General features: G+C 63.0%; 13 protein-coding genes. 5 read left to right on the forward strand and 8 right to left on the reverse strand.

The genetic code is table 11. The features are described 5' to 3' along the window. Window positions 1–34 precede the first annotated feature (34 nt). Window positions 35–388 carry a helix-turn-helix domain-containing protein gene (locus CRO06_RS06850; RefSeq protein ID WP_022996872.1) on the reverse strand — a complete coding sequence of 118 codons (354 nt, stop codon included), beginning with the start codon at window positions 386–388 and terminating at the stop codon, window positions 35–37. A 389-nt stretch (window positions 389–777) separates the two neighbouring features. Between CRO06_RS06850 and CRO06_RS06855 the strand changes: the two genes are divergently transcribed. Then, window positions 778–2,055, forward strand: a complete 1,278-nt coding sequence (locus CRO06_RS06855; RefSeq protein WP_179746509.1) for a site-specific DNA-methyltransferase — start codon at window positions 778–780, stop codon at window positions 2,053–2,055. A gap of 3 nt (window positions 2,056–2,058) precedes the next feature. Here CRO06_RS06855 and CRO06_RS06860 read toward each other — a convergent pair whose 3' ends face one another. Both CRO06_RS06860 and CRO06_RS06865 read right to left on the reverse strand, forming a co-directional pair. Beyond that, the gene (locus CRO06_RS06860) at window positions 2,059–2,739 is read right to left on the reverse strand and encodes a hypothetical protein (RefSeq protein ID WP_097058065.1); all 681 of its coding nucleotides are present in this window, start codon (window positions 2,737–2,739) and stop codon (window positions 2,059–2,061) included. Between the two features lie 94 nt (window positions 2,740–2,833). Then, the gene (locus CRO06_RS06865) at window positions 2,834–3,352 is read right to left on the reverse strand and encodes a DUF6231 family protein (protein ID WP_026948446.1); all 519 of its coding nucleotides are present in this window, start codon (window positions 3,350–3,352) and stop codon (window positions 2,834–2,836) included. Between the two features lie 136 nt (window positions 3,353–3,488). On the opposite strand from CRO06_RS06865, the gene hemP reads away from it, so the two are divergent. Together hemP and CRO06_RS06875 are read left to right on the forward strand one after the other, a co-directional pair. Further along, the gene (gene hemP, locus CRO06_RS06870) at window positions 3,489–3,671 is read left to right on the forward strand and encodes a hemin uptake protein HemP (RefSeq protein ID WP_014992841.1); all 183 of its coding nucleotides are present in this window, start codon (window positions 3,489–3,491) and stop codon (window positions 3,669–3,671) included. Window positions 3,672–3,896: 225 nt separating this feature from the next. Next, window positions 3,897–4,778, forward strand: coding sequence for a ChuX/HutX family heme-like substrate-binding protein (locus CRO06_RS06875; protein ID WP_244902789.1), 882 nt, complete (start codon window positions 3,897–3,899; stop codon window positions 4,776–4,778). A 120-nt stretch (window positions 4,779–4,898) separates the two neighbouring features. Here the strand turns inward: CRO06_RS06875 and CRO06_RS06880 are convergent, their stop codons facing one another. Beyond that, window positions 4,899–6,812, reverse strand: a complete 1,914-nt coding sequence (locus CRO06_RS06880; RefSeq protein WP_097058067.1) for an ATP-binding cassette domain-containing protein — start codon at window positions 6,810–6,812, stop codon at window positions 4,899–4,901. Between the two features lie 77 nt (window positions 6,813–6,889). Between CRO06_RS06880 and CRO06_RS06885 the strand changes: the two genes are divergently transcribed. Together CRO06_RS06885 and CRO06_RS06890 are read left to right on the forward strand one after the other, a co-directional pair. Then, window positions 6,890–7,360: a TIGR02444 family protein gene (locus tag CRO06_RS06885; protein WP_097058068.1), complete on the forward strand. Its 471-nt coding sequence runs from the start codon at window positions 6,890–6,892 to the stop codon at window positions 7,358–7,360. Further along, entirely contained in the window at window positions 7,357–7,680 is a 324-nt protein-coding gene (locus CRO06_RS06890) for a YnfA family protein (protein ID WP_097058069.1), read from the forward strand. The genes CRO06_RS06885 and CRO06_RS06890 overlap by 4 nt, the downstream gene beginning before the upstream one ends. Before the next feature lie 163 nt (window positions 7,681–7,843). On the opposite strand, the gene CRO06_RS06895 is transcribed toward CRO06_RS06890, so the two are convergent. The 4 genes from CRO06_RS06895 to CRO06_RS06910 form a co-directional block, all read right to left on the reverse strand. Beyond that, window positions 7,844–9,631 carry an acyclic terpene utilization AtuA family protein gene (locus CRO06_RS06895; RefSeq protein ID WP_097058070.1) on the reverse strand — a complete coding sequence of 596 codons (1,788 nt, stop codon included), beginning with the start codon at window positions 9,629–9,631 and terminating at the stop codon, window positions 7,844–7,846. A 16-nt stretch (window positions 9,632–9,647) separates the two neighbouring features. Continuing rightward, window positions 9,648–10,796: an acyl-CoA dehydrogenase family protein gene (locus CRO06_RS06900; RefSeq protein ID WP_097058071.1), complete on the reverse strand. Its 1,149-nt coding sequence runs from the start codon at window positions 10,794–10,796 to the stop codon at window positions 9,648–9,650. Between the two features lie 42 nt (window positions 10,797–10,838). After that, the gene (locus CRO06_RS06905) at window positions 10,839–12,404 is read right to left on the reverse strand and encodes an acyl-CoA synthetase (protein WP_199466590.1); all 1,566 of its coding nucleotides are present in this window, start codon (window positions 12,402–12,404) and stop codon (window positions 10,839–10,841) included. A 300-nt stretch (window positions 12,405–12,704) separates the two neighbouring features. Further along, complete coding sequence (locus CRO06_RS06910) at window positions 12,705–13,850, reverse strand: C4-dicarboxylate TRAP transporter substrate-binding protein (protein WP_097058073.1); 1,146 nt, start codon at window positions 13,848–13,850, stop codon at window positions 12,705–12,707. Window positions 13,851–13,889 lie beyond the last annotated feature (39 nt).

Raw genomic sequence — 13,889 nt, forward strand, 5'->3', positions numbered from 1 at the left:
AGATGCTCTTGCCATTGCGCAAGGGAAATCGTGCTCAAGCCAGCCGGCCGCTTTTGGCGATGGTCTCGGTGATTTCCAGAATCAGGCGCCGCCGGGTCGGCGGGACGGTCTTGATCGTCTTCAGCAGCCAGCGGGTTTCCTTGTCGAAAGCCGCGGTGGGATCGCTGAGCCGGTTGCCGCCGTCTCGTTTCTCCAGCTCCGCGAAGAACTCGGAAAGGCTTATTTCCAGGGCTTCACACAGTTTGATCAGACGATTGACGGAAAGATCCTGCCGGTTGCGCTCGATGCGGGACAAATTGCCCGGATCGGTGCCCGCGCGAAACGCCACCTCTTCCAGAGTTTCTTTGCGGCGCTCGCGCCGTTCCTTGAGTAGTGCCCCGATATCCATGATGAAAGTTTCATAGGCCGATGTCCGGGGCGCAATGACATAATTGCAACATCGCAAAGAGCGACATTTGCAATTGAGCAAAGAGAGCTGCGTCACATTTGTTGAACTGCAAGGCGGTGACTTGCCGGTCGCTCTAATTTATTTCCATATTGCGTTTATGCAAACCAAAATGCTCTGCTTCGTGCTACGGTTACTCCACGGAGGGCCGTGGAAAAGTCGGTAATTAAAGAGCGAAGTGAGCACTGATGGATATGGATGGGGCTGCTGTTCGTAATTTTTATTATAGACCTTCCAGCAAGAATGATTTTGCAAATTCGCAAACCGGATTTTCCCTCAACGACCCTCGTGACAATGGCGGTTTCGGCCTTTACTGGCCAGGCAAGGAGGCCATGCTTGCCGAGCTGGCCCGGGTGCCCGCTGGCCGTCTGGAACACCTGGAGCGGCCGCCGCTGACCGGCGGGGCGGCCCCTCATCGCATCATCGAGGGCGACAACCTGGCGGTGCTCCATCATCTGCAGCCGGACCTGCGCGGCCAGGTGAAAATGATCTATATCGATCCGCCCTATAATACCGGCCGAGGCTTTCTGTATCCGGACAATTATCGCCATTCCGTGGCCGCCTATCTGGCCCTGGCCGGTGACATCGGCGAGAACGATGACAGTGGCCGCCTGCATGCCCGCTGGCTGAACATGATGTACCCGCGGCTGCTGCTGGCGCGGGAGCTGTTGCGTGATGACGGGGTACTGTTCGTCAGCATCGATGATCACGAGGTACACACTCTGCGCCTGATTCTCGACGAGATCTTCGGCCCGGACAATTTCGTCGCCACTTTTCCCTGGCAGTCGCGCACCTCACGGCAAAACGACACCGATCTCAGCGTGCAGCACGAATACATCCTTGCCTATGCCCGGACGCGGCGGCGCCAGCAGCGGCGTCTGACCGCCAGTAATCAGGAAGTATGGGATCGTTTGCCCGGGTTCGCGGTGCGCCCCGGCCCGTTGATCGATGACCGTTACAGCAATCCGGATGACGATCCGCGCGGCCCCTGGAAGCTGGACCCCTTCGACGCGCCCAACCGCCGCCCGGGGTTGACCTACGCGATCACCAATCCAAACACCGGCGAAACATTCTGGCCGCCGGAGGGACGGTGCTGGCGTACCGGTGAGGAACGGTTCAAGGAGCTGAACGGGCAGAAGCGCATCCTGTTCGGGCGGCGCGGGAGGGGGCGGCCGCAACTGAAAGTATTCCTGCGCGAGAAAGCGCCTTTTGGCGAGGTGCCGGTGACCTGGCTGGATGGGCACCACTACGGCACCGCGCGCTCCGGTACCCAGGAGCTGCAGGCCCTGTTCGGCGGTCAGGCGCCGTTCTCCTATCCCAAGCCCACCCGCTTGATCCGCTTTCTGCTCGAGATCGCCACCGGCCCCAGGGATCTGGTGCTGGACTTCTTTGCCGGCAGCGGCACCACTGGGCAGGCGGTGTTGGAATTGAACCGGGATCAGCACAGCCGCCGCCGCTTCGTCCTGGTGCAGGGCAGCGAACCCACCGGTGATGCTCGCTGGCCCACCATCGCCGAGCTGACCCGCGAGCGGGTGCGGCGGGTATTGGAGCGGGATGCTTTGGTGAACCAGGGATTCCGGGCCCTGCGCTGGGTGCCGCGGGGCCGCTGAGGGTCAGGCTTGCTGAGTGCCGGGATCGTTCAGCAGCCAGAAACGGAATACCACGACGTTGATCAGAGTGGTGATCAGGGAGGCCAGCACGTTGATCACCAGGCCGACCCCGGCGCTTTCACCAAGCAGACCGACGAACAGGGTATTGGTCAGGCCGATCAGGCCGAACATGATCAGCCCGGTGAGGAGGATGGCGCCCAGCAGCGGCCACTGGCAAGGGCCGCTGTACTGGAAGGCGCCACGCAAGGCGGCGATCGGGGACTGCCGGTGCAACACGACCCGGAAGGGGGCGAAGCACAGGCGGGTGTAAACCCACAGAGCCGGGAAGAACAGCAGCGTCCAGCCCAGAGTGACGCCGATACCGATCAGAAAGTAGGTCAGCACCAGTGCCGGGTACAGCATCAGCGCGGGCAGGGTACATGCGATCACACCCTGGGCACGGCCCTGGTGTATCGACGCCAGCTGCATGATCAGCGCGCCCTCCGCCAATGGCCGGATCAGCAGCATGACCATGCCCACGCTCAGATTGATGCCGGTCAGTTGATCCCCGTCGAACATCAGAAACGGGCCCATCACCCACTGCGCGGCTTCACCGAGCAGGGCGAAAGGGGCACTGATCAGAAACAGGGCGGCCAAGTGGCGTCGCCAGAAATAAAGGGCTTCCTTGAGGCGCTCGAAGATCATCGGTCTGCATGTCTGGACGGGTCGCGCGTCACCTTACTTGAGGCGCGCGGTCTTGGCTACCGGCCGGGAATAAATCCCGGCTCGTGGGCCTCGATCACCACCAATACTTGCCCCAGTTCTCCGGATTGGCCCAGAAGCGCGGATTATTCCAGGCGCGTTTGAAATTGTACGAATCCAGGTCGTAGCTATAGAGCAGAAGTTCTCTTTGATCGTGAGCGAAATGACCTTCCTCCCGGCACCCCAGAGCGAGGAAGCCATTGCTGGGCCAGCGCAGTTTTTCCGGTGCCAGGTGCGGTTGGTAGACCGCCACCAGGGAATCGGTGTGCAGGTTGCGCAGCAGGCCGATCAAGGATTCACCGTCACGCTGACTCATGTATTCCAACTGATCGGCGACGATCGCCATGTCCACCCGGTCGATGTGATCCAGAGCCTCGAACGGGTTTTGTTCCTGGATGCGGATCAACTCGCAATCATGATCGTCGCACCAGTGTTCGGCGACCGGGACCGGGTTAAGGCTGACGGTGAGCAGGCGACGGGGTTGGTGGCTGTCGAGGATGGCAGCCAGTTTTTCTTGCGGCGTACGAATGGCGGAAGCAGCTATCGATGTCATCATGATTTCGAGTGTAACCAGGATCGAACGGCGCGGCGAGATGATGAGGGTCGGATTTCTTGTAAACAAAGGTTGACGGCACTATTGAGGTGTGATGATAATCATTCTCAGTTAAAGGATGAGCGAACAGGAGCCCGCCATGTCGCAATGGAAAAAACCGGTGACCATCGCCACTCGCAGTGGTCGACGCATCGCCGTACAGGAAGACAGCGTCGCCAGCCGTGCCTTGCTCAACGCCGATGGCAAACTCTGGATCGAGCACGGCGGCGAGCGTTACCTGTTACGGCGCACCGCCAATGACCGCTTGATTCTGACCAAGTAGCTTGATTCTGACTAACCAGAATGCCGGCCACGCCCGTGGCCCCCGACAGTTCTCCCTGACTGTGGAAAGCCAGCCGCCGCCAGCTGCCCACACCCTAATTTCTTCGCGTACCTTGGAGGTAGGATCGTGACGGTAATGGCCATAGGCGGCACTGCCCAGTCGGCGACCCTGCGACATTGTCGTGCCGCCCTGGGTGATCGCGTACTGAGGCTCCAGGAAGAGCCCATGGCGATTCTCAAAGGGCTCTATCGGCTTGGTTCCCTGGTGGTAACCACTTTCGCCAGCGGCGGCCGGGTCTCCCAGTCAATACGCTATCCGGCCCTGACCGGTTCCAGCCCTGGGCTGGACTGCCGCGGTGAGCAGTGCCGCATGCGTCAGGAACTGGACGTTCGCCAATGGCGCTCGGTGCTGGCGGTACTGGCACCGGTGGCGGATCTGCCGGCACGCAGCCTGCTGTTTTTCGACGACTACGGTGAGCCGGTACAACAAATGGCGGTGGCGCCGGAAAGCGGCGGCCTGGCCTTCGAGGAACTGGTCTGCGCCATGCTGCATCCGGATCAGCAGCAATTGGGCTGCCCGCTCGCTGTTCGTGCGCCGCACCGCCCGACAGGCTCGCTCATGGATTGGGAACGACGCTGGTCGCAAAGCGACGAGGACGCGTTCGAGGAACTACTGCGCCAGGTGGGGGATCGCCGGCAGGTGTTGTATCAGGCGGTGCGAGACAAGTTCGCCTGTCCGATACGCAGTGAAACGGTACCGTCACTATTGTCTCTGGCCGCCGAGCGCGCCACGCCATTGACGGTGTGTACCGGTAACCGTGGCGTCAGGTTGTGCCTGAGCGCGCCCTGGTCTTCGCCACGTTGGCAGCAAGGGCAATGTCATCTGGCCCATAACGGCACCCTGATCAGTCTCGATATGGGACGGGTGGCATCGGTGTGGCGTCTGCGCCGCCCGGGACCGGGCCGGGTGCTGACCGCGCTGGAAGCGCTCGACTCGGAAGGGCGTTGGTTGTGGACGCTGTCTTCCGGCGGGGACGAGGATGCCTGGTTGGCCTTGCTCGGTGAAGCCCTGATTCAGGAGGGCCGCCCCGGCGCTTTGTTCGCCTGAGGCCGGGGGACCGAGATCACTACGAAGCCGCTGTGGGAGCTTGCCTGCAAGCGAATCTTGGGGCCCGGAAGTCCATTCGCTTGCAGGCAAGCTCCCACAGCGGCTTCGTAGCTCTCTTTGTTAACTGTTCACTGCCTTTTCCGCCTCTTCCAAGGCTTCCATCGCTTCCAGCAGCGCCATTTCCTGTTCTTCCTTCTCGTTGCGCAGTTGCCCCTGGCGGGCGAGCAGATCGGCCAGCTCCTGTTTGCGTGCGCTGTCGGTATACAAGCCCTCATCACCCAGCAGCATTTCCACCTCGGCCAGTTCCCGGCCAGCGACTTCCAGCCGCTGCTCGTATTTCTCCACCGTTTTCTTCAACGGCCGCAGCTGTTCGCGGCGGCGGGCCGCGTCTTGGCGCCGCTGTTTGGCGTCATCGCGTACCGGTGTCCGGGTGTCGTCCGCTTTCGCTTCGGCCTGCTCATCGCGGCGGGCTTGTTGCAGCCAGCGGGCGTAGTCATCCAGGTCGCCATCGAAGGGGCGCACGCCGCCGTCCGCCACCAGCAGAAACTCGTCGACGGTGGTTTCCAGCAGATGGCGGTCGTGGGAAACCAGTACCACGGCGCCGGCGAAGTCCTGCAGCGCCATGGTCAGCGCTTCGCGCATATCCAGATCCAGGTGGTTGGCGGGTTCGTCGAGCAGCAGCAGCGACGGTTTCCGCTGCACGATCAGTGACAGCGCCAAACGCGCCTTCTCGCCGCCGGAAAAACGGCCGATCGGGGCGAACACCTCGTCGCCATGAAAACCGAAGCCGCCCAGCTCATTGCGAATCTGCTGTTCGCTCCATTGCGGATATTCGCGGTTGAGCAGCTGGTAAGGGGTGTCCTTGGCGTCCAGCCGGTCCACCTGTTGTTGATGGAAGTAACCGATTACCAGGTCCGGGCCGTGCAACAGATGGCCGCCGATGGCCGGCAGCTCGCCCACCAGGGTGCGGATCAGGGTGGACTTGCCGGCGCCGTTCTGGCCAAGCAGACCGAGCCGGGATTCCGGGCGCAGATTCAGGGTGACATTGGTGAGCACTGGCTGACCGTCGTAACCGCAGCCGACCCCTTCCAGGTCGATCATCGGATCCGGCAGCCGCTTGGGCGTGTGAAACGAGAAGCGGAACGCGGAATCCACATGGGCCGGGGCAATACGCTCCAGCTTTTCCAGCGCTTTTACCCGGCTCTGCGCCTGTTTCGCCTTGGATGCCTTGGCCTTGAAGCGGTCCACGAATTTCTGCAAATGAGCAATCTGGGTCTGCTGCTTCTCGTACAGCTTTTGTTGTTGCGAGAGCTGTTCCGCCCGTTGCCGTTCGAAGTCCGAATAAGTGCCGGTATAGCGCTTGAGCCGCCCCTGGTCGATGTGCAGGATCTCGCCCACGGTGGCGTCGAGAAAAGCGCGGTCGTGGGAAATCACCATCAAGGCGCCGGGCTGCTGCACCAGCCATTGCTGCAACCAGAGAATGGCGTCCAGATCCAGGTGGTTGGTGGGCTCGTCGAGCAGCACCAGATCGGCGTTGGCGAGCAGCACCTGGGCCAGATTCAGACGCATGCGCCAGCCGCCGGAAAAGGCGCTGACCGGCTGTTGCTGTTGCGCTTCACTGAATCCCAGCCCGGCCAGCAGGGTGGCGGCGCGGGCCGGCTGCTCCCAGGCACGCAGGGTGTCCAGGCGGGCATGGGCGTGGGCCATGGCGTGGCTGTCGTCGTTGTCCTGGGCGCGGGCCAGCTCCCGCTCGGCGTCGCGCAGCTCCTGGTGGCCGTCCAGAACATAGTCGATGGCCGGTTGGGGCAGGGCCGGGACTTCCTGGGCCATCATCGCCAGACGCCAGTCGGCGGGGCGGAATAACTGGCCGGCGTCGGTGTCCAGCTCGCCGCTGATCAACTTGAACAGGGAGCTTTTGCCGCTGCCGTTCTTGCCCACCAATCCGACTCTCTGACCCTGATGCAGAGTGAAATTGGCGTCTTCCAGCAGCAGGCTGGTGCCACGGCGCAGGTTGATGTGTTCCAGGGAGAGCATGGTATAAGGACTCAGCGACAATTGAGTGGAAACCGGCGCAGTGTAGGGTATGGCCGCGCGCAACTGAAGGACTGCCGATGACCGAGGACTCGCTTTGGACTTTCGCGCTGCGTTTGTGGCGACGAGCGGATGTGGAGCGCTTGTGCCTGCGCCTGCAGGATGAGTATCAGGTGCCGGTGGCGGCGGTGCTGGCGGCGCTGTGGCTGAGTCGCCGGCCCAGTCCGGCGGACGCGGCCCTGGGCCGGCGTTTGCTGGCACGGGCGGAGACCATGGAGAAGGATTATCTGCGGCCGCTGCGGGAGGTGCGCCGCCGGGCCGCCGCCGAGAGCTGGGCGCGGGAGCTGAAACGGCAGATCCAGGAGGCGGAACTGGAGGCGGAGCGCCTGCTATTGAATCAACTGGCGGATATGACTCAGGGGGCGCCGCCCACGGATCAGCCGGTATCGGCATTGTCCTGGTTGTTGATGGTGGCGCCGGAAGCCGGCGTTTGCCAGGGTTTGCAGGCGACCCTGGAGGCGTTGTGCGAGGCGGCGGAGTTGGCGCGGTGACGCCGCTGGTATACCTGGCGGCGGCACTGGCGGAGATCGCCGGGTGCTTCTCATTCTGGGCCTGGTGGCGGCTGGATCGCTCGGTGCTCTGGCTGGTGCCGGGGATGCTCAGTCTGGCGGCGTTTGCCTGGTTGCTGAGTTTGGTGGACGCCGACTACGCCGGGCGTGCCTACGCCGCCTATGGCGGTGTCTATATCGCGACGTCGCTGTTGTGGCTGTGGGTGGTGGAGCAGCGCGCGCCGGATCGTTGGGATCTGATCGGCGCGGCGGTTTGCCTGGCCGGCGCCGGCATTATTCTGCTTGGCCCGCGGTCGGCCTGAGACGGTTTCCCACGGTGGTGTCGTGGCTCCCTGTGGGAAGCTGGCTCGCCAGCGAATCCGGCGTGAGTTTGATCTCGGGACCTTTTCGCTGCCAAGGCAGTCTTCCACAGTGGCTTCGTAGCGCTTTCCGTGGGAGGCGGCAATGGCGTGCCGGTACGGCCTCTCAGCTGCCGGGCAGCAGTCCTTTGGGCACCGGGATTTCCATATCCAGTAACACCTGGGCATAGGTCTTGGCCTGCGCGTCCAGGTGCAGGGAGGCGACACCGCCGCCGTCCAGAGCGTGGCGCAACAGAAAGTTCATGGCGTGGCTGCCGGGCAGATCGAAGCGCTCCACCTTGCCCTTGAGAGTATGGGAGAAGCGTTCGGCGACCGCGTCCTCGGTGAGCGCCGCGCGCAGTGCCGGCAGATATTCCGGCCGCCGGGCGATGACTCCGATATTGGCGTGGTCGCCTTTATCGCCGCTGCGTGCCACGGCCAGGCGATACAGTGGCACCTTGACCGCGCTATCTTCCAGTGCCGGCGCCGGATCGGACTGGCTGGCCACCGGCCGGCCGCCGCCGCGCTCCGCTGCCTGCGCCAAAGATACCGGTTCCCCATCCACCGCCACCTGTACCGGCACCCGCTCCTTGTCGATCAGGAACGAGAACAGCCGCACGATCGGCGTGGGGCGCGGCCGCCCAGGGCTGAGGCCGGTGATGCCCGGCGCCATGGACAGGCCGGCGCCGACGAATTCCTTGGAGAACAGTTCCACCCCTTCCCGGCGTGGATGGTGCACGCCCAGACGCAGTACCACCTCCCGCACCTGCCGGGCACTGTCGCTGGCGTGATCGCCGTAGCTGCTTTCCGCGCCAACCAGTTGCATCGCGGTTTTGCTGAAGTCGCCCAATTCCGACTGATCCAGCAGACGGCGGACTTTTTTCAGCACCGCTTCCCCTTGCCGGCGGGCCTTGGTGGCGGCGTCGCGTCCGGCGATAACGAAGGTGCCGACACAACCGAAGCCGTCGGCGTAGGTGGCGCTGACCTTGTAGGTATCGGTGGGGGCATGGCCCCGGGCGCCCTCGATGCGGACCCGGTCCGGTCCGTCCTGTTCCAGGGTCACCTGGCGGAAATCCGCGATCACGTCCGGCAGCACATAGGCGCCCGGATCACCGATCTCATAGAGCATCTGTTCGCCGGCGGTGAACGGGGTGACGGTGCCGCCGGTATCACGGGGTTTGGTCAGTACGAAAGCGCCATTGGCGGAGACCTCGGCGACCGGGAAGCCGGTGTCGTCCCAGCCGTCCACGGTATCCGGCCAGTCGCTGTAATTACCGCCGGTGGCCTGGGCGCCGCACTCGATCACGTGGCCCACCAGGGCTCCGGCGGCGAGGCGGTCATACTCGTCCGGCCGCCAGCCGAATTCGTGGATCAGTGGGCCCACCGCCAGGGCACTGTCCACGCAACGGCCGGTGAGCACGATGTCGGCGCCGGCATCGAGGGCGGCGGCGATCGGGAAGGCGCCCAGATAGGCGTTCATACTCATCAGTTTGGCGGGTAACGGGGCGCCGGTGTCCAGTTCGGTGGGACCAAGAGCACGTACCGATTCCACTTGAGGGAGCAGGTTGTCGCCTTCCACGGTGCCGATGCGCAAAGGCAGGCCGGCATCAGCCGCCACCTTCTCCAAAGCCTGGCGGCAGGCGGTCAGATTCACGCCGCCGGCGTTGGCGATCACCTTGATGCCCTGGCGGTGGATCTCCGGCAGCAAAGGCACCATCACCCGTTCAATGAAATCGGTGGCATAGCCCAGGGCCGGGTCGCGGGCCTGGGCCTTGGCCAGAATCGACATGGTGATTTCCGCCAGATAGTCGAAGATCAGGTAGTCCACCTGCCCCTGGCGAATCAACTGCACGGGGCCAATGGCGGTATCGCCCCAGTAGCCGGAAGCGCCGCCGATGCGGATCGTTTTGCTCATAGTCTTTCACCCATTACTACAGTCCCATTTGCCGCACGGCCAGGTCGCGCATGATTTCCTCGGCGCCACCACCGATGGCGTTGACGCGGACCTCCCGGTAGATTCTTTCCGACTTGCAGCCGCGCAGATAACCGGCGCCGCCGAGGGTCTGCACCGCTTCGCGGGCGCAGTATTCCATGGTCCGGGTCGCCTGGTTTTTCAGCAGACAGACGTCCGCCACCGGGTTCTGACCGTTCTGCACCCGCCACGTCAGTTGTTCCAGATAGGCCTGAGTGGCGTTGATGCGCATGCACATGTCCGCCACTTTATGGCGGATCACCTGATGTTCCATCAGGGCTTTGCCGAAGGTCCTGCGCTGCTGGCCGTACTCGATCATCTCCTCCAGGCAGACCCGCGCGTAGGCGGTACAGGCGGCGGCCATGAACAGCCGCTCGCTATTGAAATTCTGCATGATCAGCTTGGAACCCTGGTTCTCCTCGCCCAGCAGGTTTTCCACCGGCACCCGGCAATTGTCGAAATACAGGGTGGCGGTGTCGGAGCACCACCAGCCCATTTTTTTCTCCAACTGGGTGCGGGTGAATCCGGGTGTGTCGCGCTCGATGGCGAGCAGGGAAATGCCCTTGTGGCCGGGCTCGCCAGTGCGCACCGCCACGGTATAAATATCGGCGCGCATCCCCGAGGTAATAAAGGTTTTGCTGCCGTTGACGACATAATGGTCGCCGTCACGTCGGGCGGTGGTGGTCAACGCCGCCACGTCCGAGCCGCCGCCCGGTTCGGTAATCGCCAGGGCGCTGATCTTGTCACCGCGAAGCACCGCCGGCACCCATTTGTCCTTTAACGCCGGGAGGCCGGCGCGGATGATCGGCGGCAGGCCGATGTGGTGGCTCATCAGGCTGGCGTGGAGGCCACCGACACCGGCGCGGGCCAGTTCCTGGGCATTGATCAACATGTAGAACAAATCCAGATCCAGACCGCCGTACTGCTCCGGATAACCGGCCGCGAACAGGCCGACCTCGGCGGCTTTGCGGTACAGCTCACGGGGAAAGGTGCCTTCCTCATCCCATTGCGCCGCGTGGGGTTCCAGTTCCTTGCCGACGAAGGCGCGCAGCGTGTCGCGGTAGGCTTCGTGCTCTTCGGTATAGAACGGACTGCTGACTGCGTTCATTACTTACTCCAGGCTTGGGACGGCGCGAGACGGCGTCCGGGATCAGGCGCCGGTGAACCGGTCGCGCAGGGTGCGTTTAAGTATTTTTCCAGTGGCGTTGCGGGGCAGTTCGTCCACCAGAGCCAGGTGTTTGGGAATCTTGAAACGGCCCAGTTTGCCGTCGCAGAAGTCACGCAGGGATTCCAGTGTCGGCGTCTGGCCGTCCCTGGGGACCACCACCGCCATGGGCACTTCGCCCCATTTGTCATCGGGGACGCCGATCACCGCCACTTCCAGCACCTGCTCGTGTTTGTAGAGCACCTGCTCCACTTCGGTGGGGTAGACGTTTTCGCCACCGGAAATCAGCATGTCCTTCTTCCGGTCGACGATGTAATAGAAGCCTTCCTCGTCACGGCGGGCCAGGTCACCGGAGTGGAACCAGCCGTTGCGGCAGGCCTCCTCGGTGGCGTCCGGTCGCCCCCAATAGCCCAGGAACATGGTCGGGCCGCGCAGGATCAGTTCGCCCACCTCGCCGGTCGCCACATCCTGGTCGTTTTCGTCGACGATGCGCATCTGCACGTACACCAGGGGCTTGCCCACCGAGCCGTTTTTGCGCACCGCGTCGGCGCTGCCGAGGATGCAGGCACCGGCGCAGGTCTCGGTCATGCCGAACCCTTCCTGAAAGGCCAGGCCCCGTTTTTGGAAGAACTCGATCACCGGTATGGGGCAAGGCGCGCCGCCGGAAAGCAGGCTGCGCAGGGAAGACAAATCGTAGTCGTCGACGTTGGGTAACTGACTCAGTGCCTGCCACATGGCCGGCAGCAGGAACAGTTCCGTGATTCGTTCCTCCTGTACCGTGGCCAGCGTGTGTCGTGGATCGAACTGCGCGTGCAGCACCACCTGGGCGCCGATATTCAAGGCCGGCAGGGTATGCACGGCGAGCCCGCCGATATGAAACAGCGGGGCGATCGTCAGGATCACGCTGTCACGGCTGATGGCCGCGTCGCTGGCGACCATGTCGGCGGTCAGCCAGGTCGGATTGCCGTGGCTGAGCAGGGCGCCCTTGGGTTTGCCGGTGGTGCCGGAGGTGTACATCATCATCAGTGGATCGTTCTGATTCAACGGCACCCCGGGCTCGCTGGCGGGCGCGGCGTCGAGCAGGGCGTCATAGTGGTGATCTCCCGGTTCCGCCTCGCCTTCGGTGGCGATGCCGTGACGCAGGGCGGAGCTCTGGCGAATCGGGCGGAACAGATCCGCCAGGGCCGGCTGGTAGAGCAACACGGTGGCGCCGGCGTCGCCGAGGATGAAGCCGATTTCCTCGGCACTGAGGCGGTAGTTCAGAGGCAGGGCGATGGCGCCCAGCTTGGCGCAGGCGAAAAAGCTCTCGATGAAGTGGTTGCCGTTGAGCATCAGCAAGGCGACACGGTCGCCCTTGCCGACGCCGAGATCGGTAAGGGCGTTGGCGAGCCGATTAATGCGCTGGTTCAGCTCCGAGTAGGTCAATCTCAGATCGCCGAACACCAGCGCCATGCGTTGCGGATCCTGGGTGGCGTGATGGGTTATCCAGTCGCCGACCCCACCCAGATAGTGCACATCCTGGTGGGTTGGGAAGGAGGAGGGTTGGGTCACCTTGGTGTCTCCTGAGCGAGTGTTGTTATCGGTATGGGGCGGCGCCCGGGAAGACGCCTTTGTAGAAAGGAACGCTAGCAACGGCCACGGTGCTGGTCTTGTGTTAACTGGCTGGTCTTGGAGACATGAGTCAAACGGCCGCTGCAAGGCCGCTGTAGGAGCTTGCCCTGCAAGCGAATTTCTTGAGGCCGTGCCCATTCGCTTGCAGGGCAAACTCCTGCAGGGGCTCCGTAGCTCTCATGGAGGGAGAGCAATCAGCATATGGAGCTGCCAGCGGGGCGCCCGGAAACCATTGGACAGCTATAGCCCGTAACGGTCGACATCGACCTTGGATTGCACCTCTTGCCAGTACAGATCGGCCAGGGCCTCGGTGCTATCGATATCGGCGGTGAGTTCCAGCCATTTCTTCACCAGTGGCCGCATCACCTCGATCTTGCCGGCCGCGTCGCGGACCTGGTGTTTTTCTTCATAATATTGAACGATGTTTTTCGCATCCTGGCGAACAAAGTCACGGGAGGCGGCGATCAGCGCCTCGCTGGCCTCATGCCGTTTGGCGCCCCGTTGCTCGGCGGCTTTCAGATCCCGCTCTCCATAGTCCCGGTAGAGAACAGCGGCGTTGGCGGACATAACGGTACCGGCATGCAGAAGCGCTTTGCGTTGATCAGCATCGAGATCCTGCCAGACTTTTTGGTTGATATTGGCGGGCCCGGAACCACCGAACACGCCGCCGGGCACCGACATGGTGATATCGCTGACCGCGTCCATCAGCCCCAAACCGCTCAGTTCGGCCGCCGATTGAATGGTACAGTCCACCACGCCCTGATTCAGAGCCTCGAAAATCTCGTTACCGGGCAGTGACACCGGAGAGGCCTCGAAATGCTTGGCCCAGCGTGCCCATTGCGCGCCGCCGGCACGCAGGCGCTTGCCTTTAAGATCGGCGGCGGTGGTGACCGGTGTGGTGCACAGAAGACCGTACTGAGGGCTGGCGCCGCCACCGGTAAAGACCTGGTTTTGCTGCTTCAACTCCGCCACGCAGTCGTCGCAGTGCAGCATGATGTATTCGCTCATGGCGCCGGCGTAGGCCAGCCCTTCGTTTCCGGTGGGGTCATTCAGCGCCAGCAGCATGGACAGCTCCGCCGCCATGTTGATATTGGGGTATTCGGCCGGGAAGTAGGGCGTCAGCAGGTAGCCCACGTCGGCAATGCCCTGCTTGAGCCCGCCGCTCATCTCGGCCAGGTTGAGCAGGGAAAGCTCGTAGATTTTTATTTCCAGATCGCCGCCGGAATAGTCCGCCACCGCCTTGGCATAAGCCTTGGCGGCATCCACGTTGGCGGAAGCGGAAGGGAAGCCCACGGCGAATCGCAGAGATTCAGCCTGGGCCGTTGACGTCAGCGCGGTAACACCTGCCAGCGCGGAGCTGGCCAGAAGCGTGGTGAATCGTTTCATTTTATTCTCCTTATCGATTGGTCGCGCGGAGATTTCGGC

Origin of the sequence: Alloalcanivorax xenomutans (genome assembly GCF_900217905.1) — a bacterium.
In the GTDB taxonomy this organism is placed as follows: Bacteria; Pseudomonadota; Gammaproteobacteria; order Pseudomonadales; family Alcanivoracaceae; genus Alloalcanivorax; species Alloalcanivorax xenomutans.

Bases quoted from the DNA above. Each gene is read 5' to 3' on its own strand.
- CRO06_RS06850 (WP_022996872.1), bottom strand. From the start codon at position 388: ATGGATATCGGGGCACTACTCAAGGAACGGCGCGAGCGCCGCAAAGAA.
- CRO06_RS06855 (WP_179746509.1), top strand. From the start codon at position 778: ATGCTTGCCGAGCTGGCCCGGGTGCCCGCTGGCCGTCTGGAACACCTG.
- CRO06_RS06860 (WP_097058065.1), bottom strand. From the start codon at position 2,739: ATGATCTTCGAGCGCCTCAAGGAAGCCCTTTATTTCTGGCGACGCCAC.
- CRO06_RS06865 (WP_026948446.1), bottom strand. From the start codon at position 3,352: ATGATGACATCGATAGCTGCTTCCGCCATTCGTACGCCGCAAGAAAAA.
- hemP (WP_014992841.1), top strand. From the start codon at position 3,489: ATGTCGCAATGGAAAAAACCGGTGACCATCGCCACTCGCAGTGGTCGA.
- CRO06_RS06875 (WP_244902789.1), top strand. From the start codon at position 3,897: ATGGCGATTCTCAAAGGGCTCTATCGGCTTGGTTCCCTGGTGGTAACC.
- CRO06_RS06880 (WP_097058067.1), bottom strand. From the start codon at position 6,812: ATGCTCTCCCTGGAACACATCAACCTGCGCCGTGGCACCAGCCTGCTG.
- CRO06_RS06885 (WP_097058068.1), top strand. From the start codon at position 6,890: ATGACCGAGGACTCGCTTTGGACTTTCGCGCTGCGTTTGTGGCGACGA.
- CRO06_RS06895 (WP_097058070.1), bottom strand. From the start codon at position 9,631: ATGAGCAAAACGATCCGCATCGGCGGCGCTTCCGGCTACTGGGGCGAT.
- CRO06_RS06900 (WP_097058071.1), bottom strand. From the start codon at position 10,796: ATGAACGCAGTCAGCAGTCCGTTCTATACCGAAGAGCACGAAGCCTAC.
- CRO06_RS06910 (WP_097058073.1), bottom strand. From the start codon at position 13,850: ATGAAACGATTCACCACGCTTCTGGCCAGCTCCGCGCTGGCAGGTGTT.